Source organism: Kribbella hippodromi, from assembly GCF_039531045.1.
GTDB classification, from domain to species: Bacteria; Actinomycetota; Actinomycetes; order Propionibacteriales; family Kribbellaceae; genus Kribbella; species Kribbella hippodromi.
Genome location: NZ_BAAAPH010000012.1, coordinates 135,038 through 154,885 on the forward strand (window position 1 = coordinate 135,038; position 19,848 = coordinate 154,885).

Annotated in this window: 13 protein-coding genes; 9 read left to right on the forward strand and 4 right to left on the reverse strand. The window is 67.8% G+C overall.

Annotated features, from left to right (window positions below; translation table 11 throughout):
* The first annotated feature begins 210 nt into the window (after window positions 1-210).
* Complete coding sequence (locus tag ABD260_RS19790) at window positions 211-870, forward strand: hypothetical protein (protein WP_344235081.1); 660 nt, start codon at window positions 211-213, stop codon at window positions 868-870.
* 246 nt (window positions 871-1,116) lie between these two features.
* Window positions 1,117-2,109, forward strand: a complete 993-nt coding sequence (gene ligD, locus ABD260_RS19795) for a non-homologous end-joining DNA ligase (protein WP_344235082.1) — start codon at window positions 1,117-1,119, stop codon at window positions 2,107-2,109.
* A gap of 161 nt (window positions 2,110-2,270) precedes the next feature.
* Here ligD and ABD260_RS19800 read toward each other — a convergent pair whose 3' ends face one another.
* Window positions 2,271-2,534 (reverse strand): twin-arginine translocase TatA/TatE family subunit, encoded by a 264-nt coding sequence (locus ABD260_RS19800; RefSeq protein WP_344235083.1) that lies wholly within the window; start codon window positions 2,532-2,534, stop codon window positions 2,271-2,273.
* 171 nt (window positions 2,535-2,705) lie between these two features.
* Here ABD260_RS19800 and ABD260_RS19805 point away from each other — a divergent pair, with 171 nt between their 5' ends.
* Complete coding sequence (locus tag ABD260_RS19805; RefSeq protein WP_344235084.1) at window positions 2,706-4,586, forward strand: CASTOR/POLLUX-related putative ion channel; 1,881 nt, start codon at window positions 2,706-2,708, stop codon at window positions 4,584-4,586.
* Between the two features lie 222 nt (window positions 4,587-4,808).
* Here ABD260_RS19805 and ABD260_RS19810 read toward each other — a convergent pair whose 3' ends face one another.
* Together ABD260_RS19810 and mug are read right to left on the reverse strand one after the other, a co-directional pair.
* The gene (locus ABD260_RS19810; RefSeq protein ID WP_344235085.1) at window positions 4,809-8,558 is read right to left on the reverse strand and encodes a hypothetical protein; all 3,750 of its coding nucleotides are present in this window, start codon (window positions 8,556-8,558) and stop codon (window positions 4,809-4,811) included.
* Between the two features lie 34 nt (window positions 8,559-8,592).
* Window positions 8,593-9,093, reverse strand: a complete 501-nt coding sequence (gene mug, locus ABD260_RS19815; RefSeq protein WP_344235086.1) for a G/U mismatch-specific DNA glycosylase — start codon at window positions 9,091-9,093, stop codon at window positions 8,593-8,595.
* Window positions 9,094-9,158: 65 nt separating this feature from the next.
* Between mug and ABD260_RS19820 the strand changes: the two genes are divergently transcribed.
* The 5 genes from ABD260_RS19820 to ABD260_RS19840 all read left to right on the forward strand — a co-directional run bounded on the left by ABD260_RS19820 (window position 9,159) and on the right by ABD260_RS19840 (window position 16,857).
* Window positions 9,159-9,872, forward strand: a complete 714-nt coding sequence (locus ABD260_RS19820; protein ID WP_344235087.1) for a Clp protease N-terminal domain-containing protein — start codon at window positions 9,159-9,161, stop codon at window positions 9,870-9,872.
* A gap of 77 nt (window positions 9,873-9,949) precedes the next feature.
* On the forward strand, window positions 9,950-11,347 hold the full coding sequence (locus tag ABD260_RS19825) for an ATP-binding protein (protein WP_344235088.1): 1,398 nt from the start codon (window positions 9,950-9,952) through the stop codon (window positions 11,345-11,347).
* A gap of 1 nt (window position 11,348) precedes the next feature.
* The gene (locus ABD260_RS19830; protein WP_344235089.1) at window positions 11,349-13,310 is read left to right on the forward strand and encodes a vWA domain-containing protein; all 1,962 of its coding nucleotides are present in this window, start codon (window positions 11,349-11,351) and stop codon (window positions 13,308-13,310) included.
* A 299-nt stretch (window positions 13,311-13,609) separates the two neighbouring features.
* Window positions 13,610-16,270: a pyruvate, phosphate dikinase gene (gene ppdK / locus ABD260_RS19835; RefSeq protein ID WP_344235090.1), complete on the forward strand. Its 2,661-nt coding sequence runs from the start codon at window positions 13,610-13,612 to the stop codon at window positions 16,268-16,270.
* Window positions 16,271-16,578: 308 nt separating this feature from the next.
* Window positions 16,579-16,857, forward strand: coding sequence for a YciI family protein (locus ABD260_RS19840; RefSeq protein WP_344235091.1), 279 nt, complete (start codon window positions 16,579-16,581; stop codon window positions 16,855-16,857).
* Between the two features lie 7 nt (window positions 16,858-16,864).
* Here the strand turns inward: ABD260_RS19840 and ABD260_RS19845 are convergent, their stop codons facing one another.
* Window positions 16,865-18,076 (reverse strand): hypothetical protein, encoded by a 1,212-nt coding sequence (locus tag ABD260_RS19845; RefSeq protein WP_344235092.1) that lies wholly within the window; start codon window positions 18,074-18,076, stop codon window positions 16,865-16,867.
* A 165-nt stretch (window positions 18,077-18,241) separates the two neighbouring features.
* On the opposite strand from ABD260_RS19845, the gene ABD260_RS19850 reads away from it, so the two are divergent.
* Window positions 18,242-19,768: a helix-turn-helix domain-containing protein gene (locus tag ABD260_RS19850; protein ID WP_344235093.1), complete on the forward strand. Its 1,527-nt coding sequence runs from the start codon at window positions 18,242-18,244 to the stop codon at window positions 19,766-19,768.
* Window positions 19,769-19,848 lie beyond the last annotated feature (80 nt).

Consider the following 19,848-nt stretch of genomic DNA (forward strand, 5'->3'; position numbering starts at 1 on the left):
CCCGGTCACGTCGTGCTCGGTCACGCCGGTGATGCAGCGCTTGACCAGCCCGGTGATGCTGGGCTCGATCAGCCCGGTCACGTCGTGCCCGGTCACCCCAGTCATGCTGAGCTCGACCAGCCCGGTGATGCTGGGCTCGGTCAGCCCGGTCCCGCCGTGCTCGGTGGTTCTGGTCGTGTTGGTTCTGGCGTGGTTCGGAAGCCTGCGTGTGTGTTGTGGTTTGCGGGTGCGCACTACGCGGCTGGTGCGTTGCCGGTGGAAGAGGTTGTGCAGTGTGCTCGTGAGGCCGGCGTGCCGGTGATTGTGGACGCGGCGGCTCAGATTCCGCCGGTTGCGAGCTTGTGGCGGTTCACGCGCGACATCGGCGCGGACGCGGTGATTGTCAGCGGTGGGAAGGGACTGCGCGGTCCCCAGGCCAGCGGGTTGGTGCTGGGCAAGCGGTCAATTGTTGACAATCTGCGGATGCACACCTCGCCGAAGCACGAGCTCGGACGGGGGATGAAGGTTGGGAAGGAGGAACTGCTCGGATTGCTCGCCGCGGTCGAGTGGACGCTCGCGCAGGACGAGGGCGCACTGCTGGCCGGCTATGAGCGGATTGTCGACGATTGGATCGCCGGGCTGCAGGGGTTGCCTGGCGTGGTGGTCGAGCGCGGGTACCCGAGCGAGGCCGGTCAGCCGCACAGTCGCGCCGTACTCCGGCTGGTTCGTGACCGGGACGAGATCGTTCAGGCGTTGTGGGACGGCGACCCACGGATCTCCGTCGGTACGTACGGTCTGCCGGCCGATGCGATTGCCCTCAATCCGCAAACGCTGCAACCCGGCGAGGAGAAGGTGGTTCTCGATGCCGTAGTGCGTCTTCTAGGCCCATGAGCCGGAGTTTTCGGTGTTCAGGTGCGCATCGCCCGGTTGATCATCAAGGAGTCGAAGCTCGCGTGGGCCCACCGCGATCAACTGCCGCTCAAAGATGACCTGCAGCGTGCCGCGTTGATGAAACAGGCGGCTGGCGGCGCTGGGGAAGAGCTGCGAGGTACAGGTCTGGGCACCGCGAGCGCAGCCGGACTCCCGGCTCGGGACGCTAAGGTCAGGAGATGGTTCGTACGCGCCGAGGGAGGAAGCGTGCCGGGTACCAGGAAGCCGGATGAGACGCGGGACGGGGTCGATCTGACCAACTTGGACCAGCCGTTGTTCGACGGGTCCGAGGCGACCAAGCGGGACCTGGTCGACTATCTGGACGCCGTGCACGAGCGGATTCTTCCGGAGCTGCGGGAACGGCCGTTGTCGGTGATCCGGATTCGGCCGGGACAGCCGAAGTTCATGCAGAAGAACGTGCCGAAGTACACGCCCGAGTGGGTGAAGACCGTGCAGGTGTGGGCGGAGGCGTCCAAGCGCGAGGTGTCGTACGCGTTGTGCGACGACCGGCGGACGCTGCTCTGGTTCGCGAATCAGCGTGCGGTCGAGTACCACCCGACGCTGATGCGCGCCGACCGGTGGGACCGGGTCACGCACCTGGTTCTCGATCTTGACCCGCCGGAAGGCGAGACGTTCACGATGGCGGTGCGGGCTGCGTTGCTCGTACGACAGGCGCTGACCGACTCCGGGCTGAGCGGAGCGGTGAAGACGAGCGGCGCGAAGGGCGTGCACGTGATCGTGCCGATTGTTGACAATGTGACAATCGAGGACGCCGCGGCTGCTACCCGGGCGATCGCGGCGCGGGCCGAGAAGCTCGATCCTTCGGTCGCCACCACGGCGTACATCAAGGAGGATCGGCACGGGAAGGTGTTCGTCGACTCGACACGGGCTGGTGGGGTGACGGTGGTCGCGGCGTACAGTCCGCGGGTTCGGCCGGGGACCACGGTGTCGTTTCCGGTCGGGTGGGATGACCTGGAGAGCGTGACGCCGCGGGACTTCACGGTGCGTACGGCGCCGGGGTTGCTCGGTGCGGCCGACCTGTGGGCGGACCAGCTGCCCGCGCCACAGGCGATCCCCGAGGATCTGCTCGAGGAGGGACGAGCCATCCCCGTTGCCCGAGTGGCCGCCATGCACGAAGGCAAACGCCGCAAACGCGCCCGCGAAGCCCAACAAGCACCCGCTGACCACTCAGAGGAGTAAGTGCCGAGCTGCGGCGGCATTCCCTGTCGGTTTCGGCAAGCGGGTGTTGGGTGCCCCCAAACCGGTTTGGGGTGGTTTGTGTAGATGGTGTGGGGAGGGTTGTCTCCCGGTACGGGTGGTTAGGCGCCCCCAAACCGGTTTGGGGGCGGGCTCCCGTGGGTTCAGCTTGTGGTGGTGGTTGGTGGCTCGGACTGCAGCTGCTGGGTGGTGGATGGCGCGGAGTTCGGCTGCTGGGTGGTGGGTTGCGGGGCGGGGAGGGGGTTGGCGGATTGCTCGGTGCCGGGTTGCATTTCTTCTTCCCAGGCCTTCTTCGAGCGGCCCAGCTGGCGAACCAGGCCGGGGAGTTTGGCGGGGCCGAAGAGCAGCAGGACGATGGCGAGGATGACCAGCCATTCGCCGCCCTGGGGCATTCCGAGCAGAGGCATGACGTCTCCGTATCTTGATCGGGGGCAACCAGACGACGCGCAGCTGTCATCAACGGTTGTCATCCGAAGCTGACCACTTCCAGGTCCCTTCTAGGGCAACCAACGGCAGGCGTACCGCGCGCTGTTAGCGTTCTGCACCGGTAATCGAAGTCTTCGAGGAAGGTGGCAGGCGTGGCGGCGGTACGGCGGATCAGGTGGCGGCAGCGCTTGCGGTACTGGTTCGACGGGACGATGGACCGCGGGACGCCGGCGCTGATCGGCTGGCTCGGGCTCGCGTCGGTCGCGCTGATCGCAGTGGTGACGGTTCTGGTTGTCGTACTCACCAACTCCGACACCGAGGCCAGCGGTGGCTGGGGCGGGGTCGCCTGGATGAGCCTGCTGCGCACGCTGGACCCGGGAACGATGGGCGGCGACACCGGGCGCCCGGTGTTCCTCGGGCTGATGCTGACCGTGACCATCGGCGGCATCTTCATCGTCAGCGCGCTGATCGGTGTCCTGACGACCGGTCTGGACAACCGGATCAGCCAGCTGCGCAAGGGAAAGTCGCAGCTGATCGAGACCGGTCACACGATCGTGCTGGGCTGGTCCGACGAGGTGTTCACCGTGATCGGCGAACTCGCCAGGGCCAACCAGGGGCACCGCCGCGCCTGCGTCGTCGTCCTGGCCGACCGGGACAAGGTCGACATGGAGGACCAGATCCGGGCGCGGATTCCGGAGGCGAGCAGCATCAGGGTGATCTGCCGGTCGGGAAGTCCGCTGAAGCGCGCGGACCTGGAGCTGGTCAGCCCGAACACCGCGCGCGCGATCCTGGTGTTGCCGCCGACCGGGCCCGAAGCCGACATCGACGTCATCAAAACGCTGCTGCTGCTGAACAACCGCCAGTGGGACAAGACCAGGCCGCACGTGGTCGCTGCGGTGCTCGACTCGGACAATCTCGCCGCGGCGCGCTTGGCGGCCGGTGACCACGCGCTGCTGGTCGATGCCGACGACATCATGGTTCGGCTCGTCGTGCAGTCGCACCGGCAGGCCGGCCTGTCCGCGGTATGTATCGATCTGCTGGACTTCGACGGCAGCGAGTTCTACCTCACACCCGCCGCGCCGCTCGCCGGTTCGTCGTACGGCGAGGCCCTGAACGCGTACTCGCTGGGTGTCCCGGTCGGAGTGCACAAGCCTGGGCAGATGCTGCTCAACCCGTCGACGGATACGCCGATCGAGGCCGGCGACAAATTGGTCGTGCTCGCCGAGGACGACCTGCTGATCGAGATCGCCGACAGTCCGGCACCGATCGTCGAGGCCGCGATTGCCGCGCCCACCGACCGGCCGCCGGCGCCGGACCGTACGCTCCTGATCGGCTGGAACGCCCGCGCCACCAAGATCATCGATCTGCTCGACCGCTTCGTCGAACCAGGTTCACTGATCGACATCGCCGCGCCGGAAGAGCCGACGGCTGCCGTGCGGGCCCCGAGGGCGAATCTCACCGTCGGGTACAAGGTCTGCGAGCCCACTACCCGGGCGTCGCTCGAGGCGCTCGGGCTCGGTACGTACCAGCACGTCGTCGTACTCGCGGACGACCGGACCGATCCGGATCACGCGGACGATCGGACGCTGGTGACGCTGCTCCACCTGCGTGACATCGAGGTACGGCTCGGTGATCCGTTCTCGATCGTGACCGAGATGTACGACGACAACAACCGCCAGGTCGCGCAGGTGACGAAGGCGGATGACTTTATCGTCAGCAGCAAGCTGATCAGCCTGCTGCTGACGCAACTGGCCGAGAACCGGCACCTGGAATCCGTGTTCGGTGACCTGTTCGATCCGGCGGGCTCTGAGATCTACCTCAAGTCCGCCGGCGACTACCTCGTGCCGGCGATGGAGGCGAACTTCGCCACCGTGATCGAGTCGGCGCGGCGCCAGGGTCACAGCGCGATCGGGTACCGGGTGCGCAGTCGCAGTGATGTCGCTCCGGGGTACGGAATTGTGCTGAACCCACCGAAACTCGAGCCACTGACCTTGGCGCCGGAGGACAACGTGATCGTCGTGGCCCCGGCCTGAACGAACGGGGTACGCGGAAGGGGCGGGCGGGTGATCCGGTCGGGGCGTGCGGGTCGAGGCAACCGGGGCGGAGCTCGGCTGCGACTGGGGCGGAGCTCGCGTGGCAGCCGGGGTGGAGCTCGCCTGTCGACCGGGGCGCAGCTCGCCCGGCAACCGGGGCGGAGCTCGCCTGTCGACCGGGGCCGTTGGTCGCCTGCCGACGGGGGCCTTGTGGTCGGGGCCTTACTCGGGGGCGGTGTGGAGGCGGAGAGCTTCGCGGCGGACGGCGGGGGACGGGTGGTTGCGGAGGGCAACCAGTAGCTCACGCCAGGCGGGCGGCCAGCCGGCGCGGGGTGCCGCGCTGGTGATCACGGCGCAGGCCAGAAGCCCGGCCGCGACCCCGGCGGTGGATTCGGTGGCGGGGCCGGTGGTGGTGTCAGTCGTGGAGCCGGGGACGCGGCCGGTGGTGGAGACGCCGGCGACTGGGTCTGTAGCGGGGACAGGGCGCGTGGTGGAGCTGTCGGAGACCGGGGCCGTGGCGGGGACAGGGGTTGGTGAGAGGGCTGTGTGGGTTAGGGAGGTGGCGGTGGGGAGGAGGGACTCGGGGGTCCAGGTGTGTGTGGTCATGGACAGGCGGTGTTTTAGGAGGGTGGCGGCTGTCAGGGCGGCCAGGGGGTCGTGGGTGACTGTGGCCAGTAGGGCGGGGAGGTCGTCGGCGGGGGAGTGCAGGGCGGTGACAAGTAGCTGTATGCGCGTGTGCGCGAAGTCCGGGCCGGTCAGTTCGTCGGCGATCGGCTTCAGCAGCTGACGGGTGTCTGCGGAGCGCTGGCTGAGGTGGTTGGTCAGCTGGTCGACCAGGTGGGTCAGGCGTTGGCGGGCGGGGTGATCGCGGTCAGGGGTTGCGTTCGGCAGGTTGGGGTCGGTTTCCAGCCGCAGCAGCAGCCGCACCACATCAAGAAGCACCGCAAGGCTGGACGCCGGTTCCGCGACACCGCTGCCGGTCGGTCGGGCCGCACGTGGACCAGGCGGATTCGCCGCGACGCTGCCCTCGCTGCCGATCGGTCGGGTCGCCGCGACACTGCCCTCCCCGCCGGTCGGCGAGGTCGCACGTGGACCAGGCGGATTCGCCGCGACGCTGCCCTCGCTGCCGATCGGTCGGGTCGCCGCGACACTGCCCTCCCCGTCAGTCGGTGAGGTCGCATGTGGGGCAGGCGGATTCGCCGCGACACCGGGCGGTTGGGTGGGGTGTAGGGCAGGTGGGTTTGTGGTGAGGATGGTGATCAGGGCGGTGGTTGCGTTGCGCCATACGTAGCTGCGGTCGTGCAGGTTGGTGATGAAGTCGGCGCAGACCTGTGCCACAGCGGCGTTGTGGGGCGCCCAGCGTGGCAAGGCGAAAAGGGCGGCGCCGACGATCTCCGGCTCGCTGCGGGTGGTCACCGCGATCAGGAGGTCCGCGTACCTTGACCGGAAGGCGAGGGGTACGTCGTACGCCCGGCGTGCTGTCAGAGCCAGTGCAGTCGCGGCTGAGTCGTGTACGGCCTGCTGTAGCACCGCCCACGCCGACGGGTCGTACAACAAGTACTGCGAAGCGGTCCGGGCGATAGCAGCTCGTACGTCCCGGTGCGCACCTGCCCAAGTCTCAGTGAGCACTGCACCAGCACCAGGTGCCCGCAGCTCACCAAGCAGCCGCACTACCTCCTTGCGTGCAGTCACCTTGACGGCGTCCCCCGCCAGCACCGGCTGCAGTAACCCCGGCAACAGACTGGGCCGTACATACCGGGCAGCACGTGCAGCCGCGTACACAGCGACCCGCGCCCGGTCGTCACCTGCATGTGCCAGCAGCACAGGTACTGCGAGATCAGGTCGATCGGCCGACGCGAGCGCAGACAGCGCAGCCTCCGGCAACAGCACATCCGTACTGGCGAGGAACTGGTCCAAAGCAGGCCGACCAGCGGACGGCACCCGCCCGAGCGTCTTCACGGCTGATGCCCGGTACCACGAAGGCATCCGCTCGTCACGCGCTACTCCAACCAGCAGCTCCGCGTACCGGGCCTGCTGCCGCGGCAACCAAGTACGCAGTGCATAGCTCGGCACCTCCCACGACAAGCTCTCCCGGTCGAACCGCCGGATCTGGTCCGCGGCTGCGAACACCGGGTCGAGTAGGTCGGTGCGCAGTTCAGTGACTACCCACCAGACCGCATGCCAGCGCGCCATCCGGACGTCGCGGTGGATGATCCGCTCAATGCGGTCCCGCCGGGTCGCCGGTGCGTCCAGCCAGTACCGGCAGGCCTCTCCGACGATGTTCTCCCGCCCGGACCACACCGCCTGTTCCAGCACGTCCTGCAATGGTTCGATCGACCAGGCGCGGCGACCGAATGCGTCAGCCACAGCCAGTGCGAGCCCGTAGTCCTGACGCTTGGCCGCTGCCTCAACAGCCGGCCGCAGTGCCTCGTACACATCCGTCTCACGTCCGCGTGGCAGTCCGTCGACCAGGCCGTCCAGCCGGAGCGTGCCCACGTTCTCGGCCAACCGCCCGTGGGCCTGCAGACCCCATTCGAGTACGGCGGCCTGGTCGGCGATCGCGCCACGGACCACAGCACGCTCAGCCAGGCTCGCCAACGCCCGCCGCGTAGCCCAGGACGTATCGCGTGCGTTCAGTGCGTCAGTCAACAGTGTGTCGAGTGCAACCGCCAGCGCAGCACTGAACAGCGTTGGAGGCAACGATGCGACAGTATGCAGAGCAGCGAGCCGCACCGGGTCCTGGTCGTTGCGCAGCCGCTCAGCTGTCCAACCAACAGCCTCAACCACCTGCTCCGGCTGCCTGCTGTAACCAGCCGACCGGATGACTGCCTGATGAACAGAGCTACGCACCCCAGCATCCGGGTCACGTACGTCGACCTCAAGCAGTGCGAACGCCTCGGAGTACGGCAGATAGGCACTGACACTCCGCCGCAGCGCAGCATCCGCCTGGATCACCGGCAACGCCAGCATCCGCCGCGCCTGCTCAATGCGAACCGCATGCGGCAGTACGTCCAGCAGGTCGTTGCCCAACCGAGCCTGACCCAGATCGATGTACGCAGTGACGCCCGCGAAGATCGCAGCGCGCCGCGACGGCGCCAATGCGTGCAACAGACTGGACAGCTCCGGCCACATGACCCGGCCGAGTGCGATCAGCTCATCGTCGGTGTACCTGTGCAGGCGACGCTGATACGCCGGAGTGAGCGCCCGTGCCACGACACTGCGCCGGTCCGGTGCCATGAGCAGCTCCAGCACACCAGACGGGTCCTGGTCAGCTAGCGGACCGAGTACGTCAAGCACTGCGTCCGGTAGATCATGCGCAGGTACCGCCTGCTTGATCAGCATCATCACTGCGTCCGGTGCGATGTGCAGTGCCGCAGTGACGCCGTGGCCAACGCCCCGCCACCACTCGTCCCGGTCCTCACCAGCAGGCAGCGTTTCGGATGCGTACGCGAGCACTACCGCCGAGTGGTGTCGTGCGAGCTCTCGCCAGCCGCCGGGCGTCACGCAGTACGCCAGCTCAGGCAGTAGCCGCGCCACCGTCGCGTCATCGGTCGCGTCCAGCAATCCGGTTGCTGCTACGTCTCCCCACCGCGCCCGGTGCTCGTCGATCAGCCGTACGGCGAGGTGCTCACGCCGCTGCCGTCGTACCAGTGACACCAGCTTGGACCGTAGTGCGGCCGGTGCATCGTCGTACGCGATCCGCAAGTCGTCGTCCGGGACAGGTACGCCGCGTCCAACCGCAGCGAGTGCCCGCGACTGCACGGCCGGATCTTGATCGCGCAGCATCCGGCTGACGTACGCCGCATCGCGCGTGACCTCAGCGATCTGCAGTCCGAGGAACCGCTCGAAGCTACTACCACTACCGAGCTCCGGTAGCAGTCCGATCAGCTGTGGCGCCTGGTCGGCGAGCAGACGGACACGCTGGGCGTACGAGAGTCCGTCGATCGCACGCAGCAGCTCAGGCAGACGCATGCGCCTATTTTGCCGAACGACCAGTGTCAGTCCGTCAACTGACCCGTTCCAGTTCCGCGAATGCTTCAGCCAGCTTCGGCAGGGTGTAGTGGGCGTTCAGTCCACTGGGGTTCGGCAGCACCCACACACGGGTAGAACCGATAGTGCGGTCCTGTTTGCCTACTACCGCAGTACGCTCCGCGAAAGCATCCCGGTACGCCATGACACCCAGCACCGCAAGCCACTCCGGCTGGTACGTGAGTACTTTCGCGACCAGGCTCTTCCCACCGGCAACGTACTCCGCCCGGGTCAGCTCGGCCGCCTTCGCAGACGGCCGGTCCACCACGTTGGTGATGCCCAACCGGTAGTCCAGCAGCTCCTGCTGCTCGGCCGGCTTCAACTGCCGCGAGGTGAATCCACTCAGCTGCAACGCCGGCCAGAACCGGTTGCCCGGCCGAGCGAAGTGATGCCCGGTGGCCGCTGACATCAGCCCCGGGTTGATCCCGCAGAACAGCACCCGCAACCCGCCGCCGATCACATCCGCAATCCCGTCCACGCAGCACACCCTAGTCCGTCAACCCAGGGTTGACACCCATCAACCGTCAACCTAGGGTTGACGGCATGACGCCAGGTCCAGATCTGCAGCAACTCATCACCACGATCAAGACCGACGCCGGCAGCGACGACGAGCTCCAGCAGCTCGCCACCGCCGCCGCGACGATCAACGAACTCACCACGACCAGCGACGCAGCGCTCGGCTTCTTCGTCGATCGCGCCCGCGGCGCCGGCAAGTCCTGGGTGGAGATCAGCGCCGTGCTCGGCGTCAGCAAGCAGGCCGCGCACAAGCGGTTCGCCGACTCCTGGACCAGCAAACCCGCGCTCGACCGCTACACCGAGCGGACGAAAGCAGTGGTCGCCGCGGCTGCGGACGTGGCGCGGGAGCGCAACCACGCGTTCATCGGCACCGAACACCTGCTGCTTGCCTTCTTCACCCAACCGCAGGCGGTGGCGACCTTGGTACTGCTCGCGCACGGCATCACGGCGGACTCTGTTGGCGCCGCGGTGGACGTGGAGAGTCCGGCCGGTCCGAAGAGTGCGGAGCAGACGCTCGACGCGGACAACCCGCCGTACACGCGCCGCACCGCGCATGTGCTGCAGGGCGCGGTGGGGGAGGCGTTGACGCTCGGCCACAACTACGTCGGTACCGAGCACCTGCTGCTCGCCTTCTACCGCGACCAGGCCGGCGTCGCGACCAAGATCCTGCTCCAACAAGGCCTCGACGAAGCCACCGCCTGGAACGACATCCGCACCATCCTGGACCGCATCACGAAATAGCAGGGGCCGGGAGGGTAACGCCCAGGCGGTGAGATAAAGCAGGTGCACTTTGGGCGGAGCGAGCTAACGTCGTCAAAGTGACTAGTGCACCTGCTGAACTTCCCCGTAAGGCTGGTGACCTCCGGGCCGCCGGATACCTTCATCGGTCGATCAAGGCCGAGCTTCGTGACAACCTGCTGACTGCCCTCCGCGCCGGGCGTGATCCCTGGCCGGGCATCGTCGGCTTCACCCGTACCGTCATCCCCCAACTCGAACGTGCCCTGCTTGCCGGGCACGACGTCGTCCTGCTCGGTGAGCGCGGTCAGGGCAAGACCCGGCTGCTGCGTACGCTGGTCGGACTGCTCGACGAGTGGACCCCCGTGATCGAGGGTGCCGAGCTGCCCGAGCACCCGCTCGACCCGATCACGCCGGCCTCCCGCCGCCGCGCCGCCGAGCTCGGCGACGACCTGCCGGTCGCGTGGCTGCACCGCGACCTCCGGTACGCCGAGAAACTGGCCACGCCGGACACCAGCGTCGGTGACCTGATCGGCGATGTGGACCCGGTCAAGGTGGCCGAGGGCCGCAGCCTCGGCGATCCGGAGACCATTCACTTCGGGCTCGTACCGCGCGCGCACCGCGGCATCGTCGCGATCAACGAACTGCCCGACCTGGCCGAACGCATCCAGGTCGCGCTGCTGAACGTGATGGAAGAGCGCGACATCCAGGTCCGTGGGTACACGCTCCGGCTGCCGCTGGACGTGTTGCTGGTGGCAACCGCCAACCCCGAGGACTACACCAACCGCGGCCGGATCATCACGCCGCTGAAGGACCGGTTCGGCGCCGAGGTCCGGACCCACTACCCGCTCGACATCGAGGCCGAGGTGGACGTGATCCGGCAGGAGGCCGAGTTCACCGCCGAGGTCGGCGAGCCACTGCTGGAGGTGCTGGCCCGGTTCGTCCGGCACCTGCGTGAGTCGACGTCGATCGATCAGCGGTCCGGTGTGTCCGCGCGGTTCGCGGTCGCCGCGGCCGAGACGATCGCCGCCGCCGCGCTGCGCCGGTCCGCGATCACCGGCGAGGAGCCCGCGGTCGCGCGTCCGGTCGATCTCGAAGCGGTGCCGGCCGTACTGCGTGGCAAGCTCGAGTTCGAGCCCGGTGAGGAAGGGCGCGAGATCGAACTGCTGGAGTACCTGCTGCGGCGTTCGGTGGCCGACACCGCGCGCGAGCGGTTCGCCGGTCTCGATCTCACCCCACTCGCCCATGCGGTTGCCGACGGCAACCTTGTCACCACGGGTGAACGAGTGCCCGGTCGCGAGGTGCTGGCCGCGCTGCCCGAGCTGCCGGTGCTGCACGACGTCGCTGCTCGCGCCGGTGTCGAACCGGACGACTCGTCCGGCCGCATCGCCGCCGCGATCGAGCTCGCCCTGGAAATGCTCTACCTGTCCAAACGCGTAGCCAAGGACGCCGACGACGACACCACGGTCTACGGAGCCTGACATGAGCGCGTCGATCCCGGAAGGATGGTCGTACGGGCCGTGGCATGACGGGCCGGATCCGCTGAAGGCGCCGGTGGATTTGCGGGATGCGCTGGACGAGCTCGGCCGGGACGTGATGAACGGGTCGTCGCCGCGGTCCGCGCTGGAGGAACTGCTCCGGCGCGGCACCCGGAACACCCAGGGCCTGGACGACCTGACCCGACGGTTGTGGGAGCGCCGCCGCGAGATCCAGCAGCGGCACAACCTCGATGGCACCTTGCGCGACGTCCAGCGGCTGCTCGACGAGGCCCTCCAGGCCGAGCGCCGCGAACTGTTTCCGAACCCGTCCGACGACGCCCGCTTCAAGGAGGCCGAGCTCGACGCGCTGCCCTCGGGTACGGCGGCAGCGGTACGCGAGCTGGCCACCTACCAATGGGAGTCGCCGGAAGCACGCTCCAAGTACGAGGAGATCCGCGAGTTGCTCGGCCGTGAGCTGCTCGGATCGCGCTTCGAAGGCATGAAGGAGGCGCTGCAGCAGACCACGCCCGAGGACGTCGAAGCGATCAACGAGATGCTGTCCGATCTCAACGCATTGCTCGCGGCGCACGCGCAAGGCCGGCCCGAGGTGCCGGAGCTGTTCGAAGAGTTCATGGCCAACCACGGCGAGTTCTTCCCGGAGAACCCGCGCACCGTGGACGAGCTGATCGATGTACTCGCGCAGCGCGCCGCCGCCGCGCAACGGATGCTCAACTCGATGACTCCAGAGCAGCGTGCTGAGTTGATGGAGCTGTCGCAACAGGCGTTCGGCAGTCCGCAACTAGCGCAGCAGATGGCTCAACTGGATGCACAGTTGCAGGCGCTGCGGCCGGGGGAGGACTGGTCCGGTTCGGAGCGGATGAGTGGAGATGATCCGCTTGGTCTCGCCGAAGGCGCCCAGGCGATGTCGGATCTGGCGGAGCTGGATGCACTCGCGGAGCAGTTGGCCCAGTCGTACCCGGGTGCGCGGCTCGAGGACATCGATCTCGATGCGCTCACACGTCAACTCGGCGACGAGGCGACGGTCGATGCCCGGCGGCTGAGTGAGCTGGAGCGGCAGCTGCGTGATCAGGGGCTGATCGAGCGGGCGCCGGACGGTTCGCTGCGGTTGTCGCCGAAGGCGTTGCGGCAGCTCGGTCAGACCGCGCTGGCCGACGTACTGCGGGCAGCGCGTGGTTCCGGTGAGCGGGATGCGGCCAACGCCGGGGCGGCCGGTGAACTGAGTGGATCATCGCGCCACTGGCAGTTCGGCGACACACAGCCCTGGGATGTACCGCGGACAGTGCGCAACGCCGTACTGCGAACAGCCGGCGCGGGACGTGGTTCGGTACGGCTCGATGTGGCGGATGTCGAGATCGCCGAAACCGAACATCGTGCTCGGGCCGCGGTCGCGCTGCTCGTCGATACGTCCTGGTCGATGGTGCAGGAAGGGCGCTGGCTGCCGATGAAGCGTACGGCGCTCGCACTGCACCAGCTCATCTCGACCCGGTATCGCAACGATGCACTTCAGCTCATCACGTTCGGCCGATACGCGAGCGCGATCGAGCTGCCGCAGCTGATCGGGATGGAAGGTACCTGGGAGCAGGGCACCAACGCGCATCACGCTCTGCTGCTCGCGGGCCGTCACCTGCGCCGGCATCCCGATGCTCAACCGGTCGTGCTGATGGTGACCGATGGGGAGCCGACGGCGCATCTGGAGCCGGACGGGACGGCCGAGTTCTCGTACCCACCTGAGCCGGCCACGCTGCGCAAGACGATCTTCGAGGTCGACCGGCTCGCCAAGCTCGGCGCTTCGCTGACCGTGTTCCGGCTGGGTGACGATCCGCGGCTGAACGCGTTCGTGGATCTGCTCGCCCGGCGCAGCGGTGGTCGCGTGCTCGCCCCCGACGCGGACGGCCTCGGCGCCGCGGTCGTCGGCGACTACCTGCGAACGCGCCGCAAGCTCTAGCACCGGAGTTCGGACACCTCCGCGGGACCTTGGACAGCTGACCGGATGTCCAAGGTCCCGCTTTGCTGTCTGCACCCTCGGGATTTCGCCGAATGTCTCGCGTTGTCAATGGGGGAAGGGTTTTCCGGCCTTCGATCTGTGGGGATGGTCACGTCGGTGGAGTGAGACCAGTGTTCAACTGGACTGGTTTTTGGGCTTACTCTGAAAGCACGCCCCCGCCGCCGGAGTCGATGGGCCAGCGGGTCATCTTCCCGCGCCTGAGCACCGCTTGAACACCGCCTGCAACCCAGGGAGTGACCGTGCCGAAACTCGTGTACGACTTCGCCGAAGGCAACAAGGACCTGAAGCAACTGCTCGGCGGGAAGGGGGCGAACCTGGCCGAGATGACCAACCTCGGCCTGCCGGTCCCACCCGGTTTCACCATCACCGCCGACGCCTGCCGCGCGTACTTGTCCACCGGCGCGGTACCGGCCGAGCTCGCCGACGAGATCGACCATCACGTCGCGCTGCTGGAACAGAAGATGGGCAAGAAGCTTGGTCAGGCCGACGATCCGCTGCTGGTGTCGGTGCGTTCCGGCGCCGCGGTGTCGATGCCGGGCATGATGGAAACGGTGCTGAACGTCGGCCTCAACGACGACTCGGTGAACGGCCTGGCGCATCAGTCCGGCAATCCGCGGTTCGCCTGGGACGCGTACCGCCGGCTGGTGCAGATGTTCGGCAAGACCGTCCTGGGCATGGACGGCGAGGTCTTCGAGGACGCGATCGAGGCAGCGAAGCAGGCGAAGGGTACGCGCAACGATTTGGACCTGGACGCCGACGACCTCCAACGGCTCGTCGGCACGTTCAAGCAGGCAGTTCACGATCACACCGGCCGCGAGTTTCCACAGGACCCGCGGACGCAGATGGACCTCGCGATCGAGGCCGTGTTCGACTCCTGGAACGCCGATCGGGCGATCCTCTACCGCCGCCAGGAGCGGATTCCGGCCGATCTGGGGACGGCGGTGAACATCTGCTCGATGGTCTTCGGCAACCTCGGGATGGACTCCGGGACCGGCGTCGCGTTCACCCGCGATCCGTCCAGTGGTCAGCCCGGCGTGTACGGCGACTACCTGCAGAATGCGCAGGGCGAGGATGTGGTCGCGGGCATCCGCAACACGGTTCCGCTGGCCGAGCTCGAGCAGCTCGACAAGACCTCGTACGACGACTTGATGCGCATCATGGCGACCCTCGAAGGGCACTATCGCGATCTGTGCGACATCGAGTTCACCGTCGAGCGCGGCAAGTTGTGGATGCTGCAGACCCGGGTCGGCAAGCGGACCGCGGCGGCCGCGTTCCGGATCGCGACCAGCCTGATCGACGAGGGCGTGATCGACACCGGCGAGGCACTCGGCCGGGTCAAGGGCGCGCAGCTGGCGCAGCTGATGTTCCCGCGGTTCGACGCGGACGCGGACAAGGACCTGATCACCAAGGCGATCGGGGCGTCGCCCGGCGCCGCGTCGGGCCAGGTCGTGTTCACCTCGGCCGCCGCGGTCGAGGCCGCCGAGCGGGGCGAGAAGGTGATCCTGGTCCGGCGCGAAACCAACCCGGACGACCTGCACGGGATGATCGCGGCCCAGGGCATCCTGACCAGTCGCGGCGGCAAGACCTCGCACGCGGCCGTGGTCGCGCGCGGCATGGGCAAGACCTGTGTCTGCGGCGCCGAGGACCTCGACGTGAATGTTGCCAAGGGCACCATTGCGGTCGACGGTACGGTGCTCGAGGCGGGCGAACTGATCTCGATCGACGGCACCACCGGCGAGGTGTTCCGCGGTGAGGTACAGGTGGTTCCGTCGCCGGTCGTGCAGTACTTCGAGGGCACGCTCGCTCCGGACGCGGGCGATGAGCTCGTTGCGTCGGTGCATCGGCTGATCAAGTACGCCGACGACGTACGCCGGCTGGGCGTACGCACCAACGCGGACACCGCCGACGACGCGGCCCGGGCGCGGCGGTTCGGCGCCGAGGGGATCGGGCTGTGCCGGACCGAGCACATGTTCCTCGGTGAGCGCCGCGAGTCCGTCGAACGGCTGATCCTCGCGGACAACGATGCGGATCGCGACACCGCGCTGGCCGAGCTGGAGCCGTTGCAGCGCGACGACTTCCTCGAACTGCTGGACGCGATGGACGGTCTGCCGGTGACGATCCGGCTGATCGATCCGCCGCTGCACGAGTTCCTGCCGTCGATGGAGGAGCTCGCGGTGAAGGTCGCGGTCGCCCGCGAACGGGGCGAGGAGCCGGGGCATGACGCGGCGCTGCTCGCGGCCGTGGAGCGGTTGCACGAGCAGAACCCGATGCTCGGCCTGCGCGGCGTACGCCTCGGGCTGGTGATCCCTGGATTGTTCGCGATGCAGGTGCGCGCGATCGCCACCGCGGCGCTCGAGCTCCGGCGGCGCGGCCGGGATCCGCGGCCGGAGATCATGATTCCGCTGGTCGGTGCGGTCCAGGAGCTGCACCTGGTCCGGGACGAGGTCGAGCGCGTACTCGCCGAGGTCGGCGGCGGCCAGGAGATTCCGATCGGCACGATGATCGAGCTGCCGCGGGCGGCCGTGATCGCCGACCAGATCGCCGAGGCGGCCGACTTCTTCTCCTTCGGTACGAACGACCTGACCCAGACGACGTGGGGTTTCAGCCGGGACGATGTCGAAGGGGCGTTCTTCTCGCGGTACCTGGAGAAGGGGATCTTCGCGGTGTCGCCGTTCGAGTCGATCGACCGCGAGGGCGTCGGCGCGCTCGTACGCACCGGGGTGGACCGCGGCCGGGCGACCAAGCCGGGGCTGAAGCTCGGTGTGTGCGGTGAGCACGGCGGCGATCCGGACAGCATCCACTTCTTCCACGAGGTCGGTCTGGACTACGTGTCCTGCTCGCCGTTCCGGCTCCCGGTGGCCCGGTTGGAGGCCGGCCGCGCGGCGTTGCCGGCCGAGTAGTTGCGGCTTGACAAGTCGATGGCGTGACCGTCTGTACGGGGTATCGGCGCCCGGATCGACCGGTCCGGCGCGTCGGTCACGAAGCGTTAGCGCGATCAACTGTCAGTAGGAATTTCCTTCACCAACCTCTTGCATTGTGCGGCTTGCGCTGGCGAGAATGACCGGGCGGGAAGGGAGCTCACTCGTCGACTTTCGGGTCTGACCTGAACCAGCCGCTGTGGCGGCTCGTGACTCCCTTTCCCGCACCAAATCTCCTTGTCTCCAAGGCCGAACGCCCTTGTCTTCAAGAGCGTTGTAGGGTTCTGGGCATGGCTCAATTTGTCGTGCAGCTGCGCTTCGACGTCACCCAGACCGAGCAGCGGATGGAGGTCCGGCCGGCGCATCGCGAGTACCTCGCCACCCTCAAGGCCGAGGGCCGGCTGGTCGCCGCCGGGCCGTTCACCGATCAGACCGGCGCGCTGCTCGTGTACGACGTCGCCGACGAGGCCGAACTGCGCGACATCCTCGCCAAGGATCCGTACACACCGGCTGGGGTTTACGAGCTCGCCACTCTCGCGGAGTGGCAGCCGCTGTTCCCGTTCAGCTGAGCTGGGGTCAGGCGGTTTCCAGGTTCAGGTGGTCGACGTAGGCCCAGAGCCAGACGAGCGGCGCAAGGACCAGCTCGGGCTCGTCGTCCTCGTCGGCGATGAACAGCATCGAGGCCTCGCCCCGGGTGAGGTCCTCGATGACTGCTTCGCACATCTCGAGCGCGAGCTCGAACGAGAGCAGCCGCGGGCCGTCCTCCCACTGCGGCTGGGGGAGCGGCAGGACGGGCGCCTCGTCGGTGCCGTTCAGCTCGACCGAGACCTTGTGCAGTTCCTCGTACAAGTCGTACGTGATCAGGCCGGCCACCGGGTGCCCGTCCAGGCCGATCAGGTACGGGTCGTCGGCGCCGTCGCGGAAACTGTCCCGGATGTCCGGCATCGCTGCCTTCAAATCGGTCACTTCCAGGTACGGCGCCTCGTCCGGTTCGTCGACCTCCGCCTCGACGAGACCGCTGCGCATTTGATCGAACTGGCGGAGCAGTCCGTTCAGCTCCTCGTACGCGCCGCCGCCCGGGGTCTTCTGGGCGCGGGTCTCCAGGTCGCGGAGGTGCTCGATCAGGTCGTCCTCGAAGTGCAACTCGTAGCGCGGGAGGCCGGGCTCGCGGCCGGCGTTGAGCTGCGCGACCAGTTGGGTCGACACCGGACCGATCCGCTCGGCCAGCACCTCCAGCGGCGTGGTCGGCTTCTCCTCGTCGTCGTGCGCGCACGAGTCGTCGTCGCCCTTGCCGTTGCCCTCCAGCGCGACCAGCACCTGGAAGGCCTGGAACGCGAGCAGCGCCGCGGTCGCCATCGTGCCGTCGCCGATCAGCATCAGCGGGTTGCCACCGGCTTCGGTGCGGCGGACGTGGTCCGGCATCAGGGTCGCGGCCTGTTCGACGTTCACCTGGCTGGCCAGCGACGACAGCCCGTGGTCGGTGTCGACACCGAGCAGCTCGACCAGGCGCTCCGAGCTCATGTCGAAGTTGGACCGCAGGTAGTACCGCAGCCAGCCGGCGTCGACCGGGTTGCCGAGCAGCTCGGCGATCCGGGCCCGGAAGTCGGCCAGGTCGGCGATCGCCAGCACCACCAGCACCGGCTGGTCACCGTCGCCGATCACCAGCGGCCGGGTGTCGCCGTTGTGGAAGCCCTCGATCACCTGATGCAGACTGTCCGCGGCCGCATCCAAGGGCCACGACTCCGCTTCGAACTCGTTGACCAGCGCGGCGGAGGTGTCGTCGGGCATCTGCGGGTCCTCTCCGGGGCGCGGCGGGAGTTGGTGGCCAACTCTAGGGCAGTCGGTGTTTCAGCAGGTCAGGTGGGTCCTGGGGGCGACTCCGCGTGACATTCGCTACGCTGGAACCGGCGGGTCGGTGCTGGGGTATCTCACATGTGAGATACAGTCCGCCGCATGAGCGATGACTACCTGAGCCGGATCGGAAACCTCATCCGGGACGCCCGCAAGCACCGCGGCTGGACGCAGACGCAGCTCGCGGAAGTACTGAACACCAGCCAGAGTGCGGTGAACAGGATCGAGAAGGGTCATCAGAACCTCACCCTCGAGATGCTCGCCCGGATCGGCGAGGCGCTCGACTCCGAAATTGTCTCTCTCGGCGGCGGTCCGGTCCACCTCCGCGTCGCCGGTGGCCGGCAACTTTCCGGTTCCATCGACGTCAAGTCCAGCAAGAACGCGGGCGTTGCGCTGCTCTGCGCATCCCTGCTGAACAAGGGCCGGACGACACTCCGCAAGGTCGCGCGGATCGAAGAGGTCAACCGCCTGCTCGAAGTACTCAACTCGATCGGCGTGAAGACCACCTGGCTGAACGACGCCGGCGACCTGGAGATCGTGCCGCCGGCCCGGCTGGATCTCAGCTCGATGGACGCCGAGGCAGCGGGGCGTACGCGCTCGATCATCATGTTCTTGGGTCCGCTGCTGCATCGCGAGGACTCGTTCGAGCTCCCGTACGCGGGCGGTTGCGATCTGGGTACGCGGACGGTCGAGCCGCATATGACCGCGCTCCGCCCGTTCGGGCTGTCCGTGAAGGCGACCGGCGGGGTGTACCACGCGCTGGTGAACCGGACGATCGCGCCGGGCAAGCCGATCGTGCTGACCGAACGCGGCGACACCGTGACCGAGAACGCGATCATGGCCGCGGCCCGGCACGACGGCGTCACCGTGATCCGGAACGCCAGCCCGAACTACATGGTCCAGGACCTCTGCTTCTACCTCGATCTGCTCGGCGTGAAGATCGACGGCATCGGTACGACGTCGCTGACCGTCCACGGCAAGGCCGACATCGACGTGGACGTCGACTACGCGCCGTCCGAGGACCCGATCGAGGCGATGAGCCTGCTGACCGCGGCGATCGTGACCAAGTCGGAGCTGACCATCCGGCGGGCGCCGGTCGAGTTCCTCGAGATCGAGCTCGCGGTGCTCGAGGAGATGGGGCTGGACTACGACCGCAGCCCCGAATACCTGGCCGAGAACGGCCGGACCCGGCTCGTCGACCTCACCACGCGGCCGTCCAAGCTGCACGCGCCGATCGACAAGATCCACCCGATGCCGTTCCCCGGGCTGAACCTGGACAACCTGCCGTTCTTCGCCGCGATCGCCGCGACCGCGACCGGCCAGACCCTGATCCACGACTGGGTGTACGAGAACCGCGCGATCTACCTGACCGACCTGAACAAGCTCGGCGGCCGGGTCAAACTGCTCGACCCGCACCGCGTGATGGTCGAAGGCCCGACCCACTTCTCCGGCACCGAAATGATGTGCCCACCCGCTTTGCGCCCCGCCGTCGTCACTCTGATCGCGATGATGGCCGCCAAGGGCACTTCGGTCCTCCGCAGCGTTTACGTCATCAACCGAGGCTACGAAGACCTCGCCACCCGCCTGAACTCCCTAGGCGCCCAAATCGAAACCTTCCGCGACATCTGACCCCCATCCGCGCGCCGGCACGGGTCGATCTCGGCAGCTCGACAGTACGTATACGCCCATTGCGGGCGGCTGGGCGCCCG

Coding starts and splice junctions, on each gene's coding strand:
- ABD260_RS19800 (WP_344235083.1), bottom strand. CDS start 2,534: ATGCCTCTGCTCGGAATGCCCCAGGGCGGCGAATGGCTGGTCATCCTC.
- ABD260_RS19810 (WP_344235085.1), bottom strand. CDS start 8,558: ATGCGTCTGCCTGAGCTGCTGCGTGCGATCGACGGACTCTCGTACGCC.
- ABD260_RS19820 (WP_344235087.1), top strand. CDS start 9,159: ATGACGCCAGGTCCAGATCTGCAGCAACTCATCACCACGATCAAGACC.
- ABD260_RS19830 (WP_344235089.1), top strand. CDS start 11,349: ATGAGCGCGTCGATCCCGGAAGGATGGTCGTACGGGCCGTGGCATGAC.
- ABD260_RS19840 (WP_344235091.1), top strand. CDS start 16,579: ATGGCTCAATTTGTCGTGCAGCTGCGCTTCGACGTCACCCAGACCGAG.
- ABD260_RS19845 (WP_344235092.1), bottom strand. CDS start 18,076: ATGCCCGACGACACCTCCGCCGCGCTGGTCAACGAGTTCGAAGCGGAG.
- ABD260_RS19850 (WP_344235093.1), top strand. CDS start 18,242: ATGAGCGATGACTACCTGAGCCGGATCGGAAACCTCATCCGGGACGCC.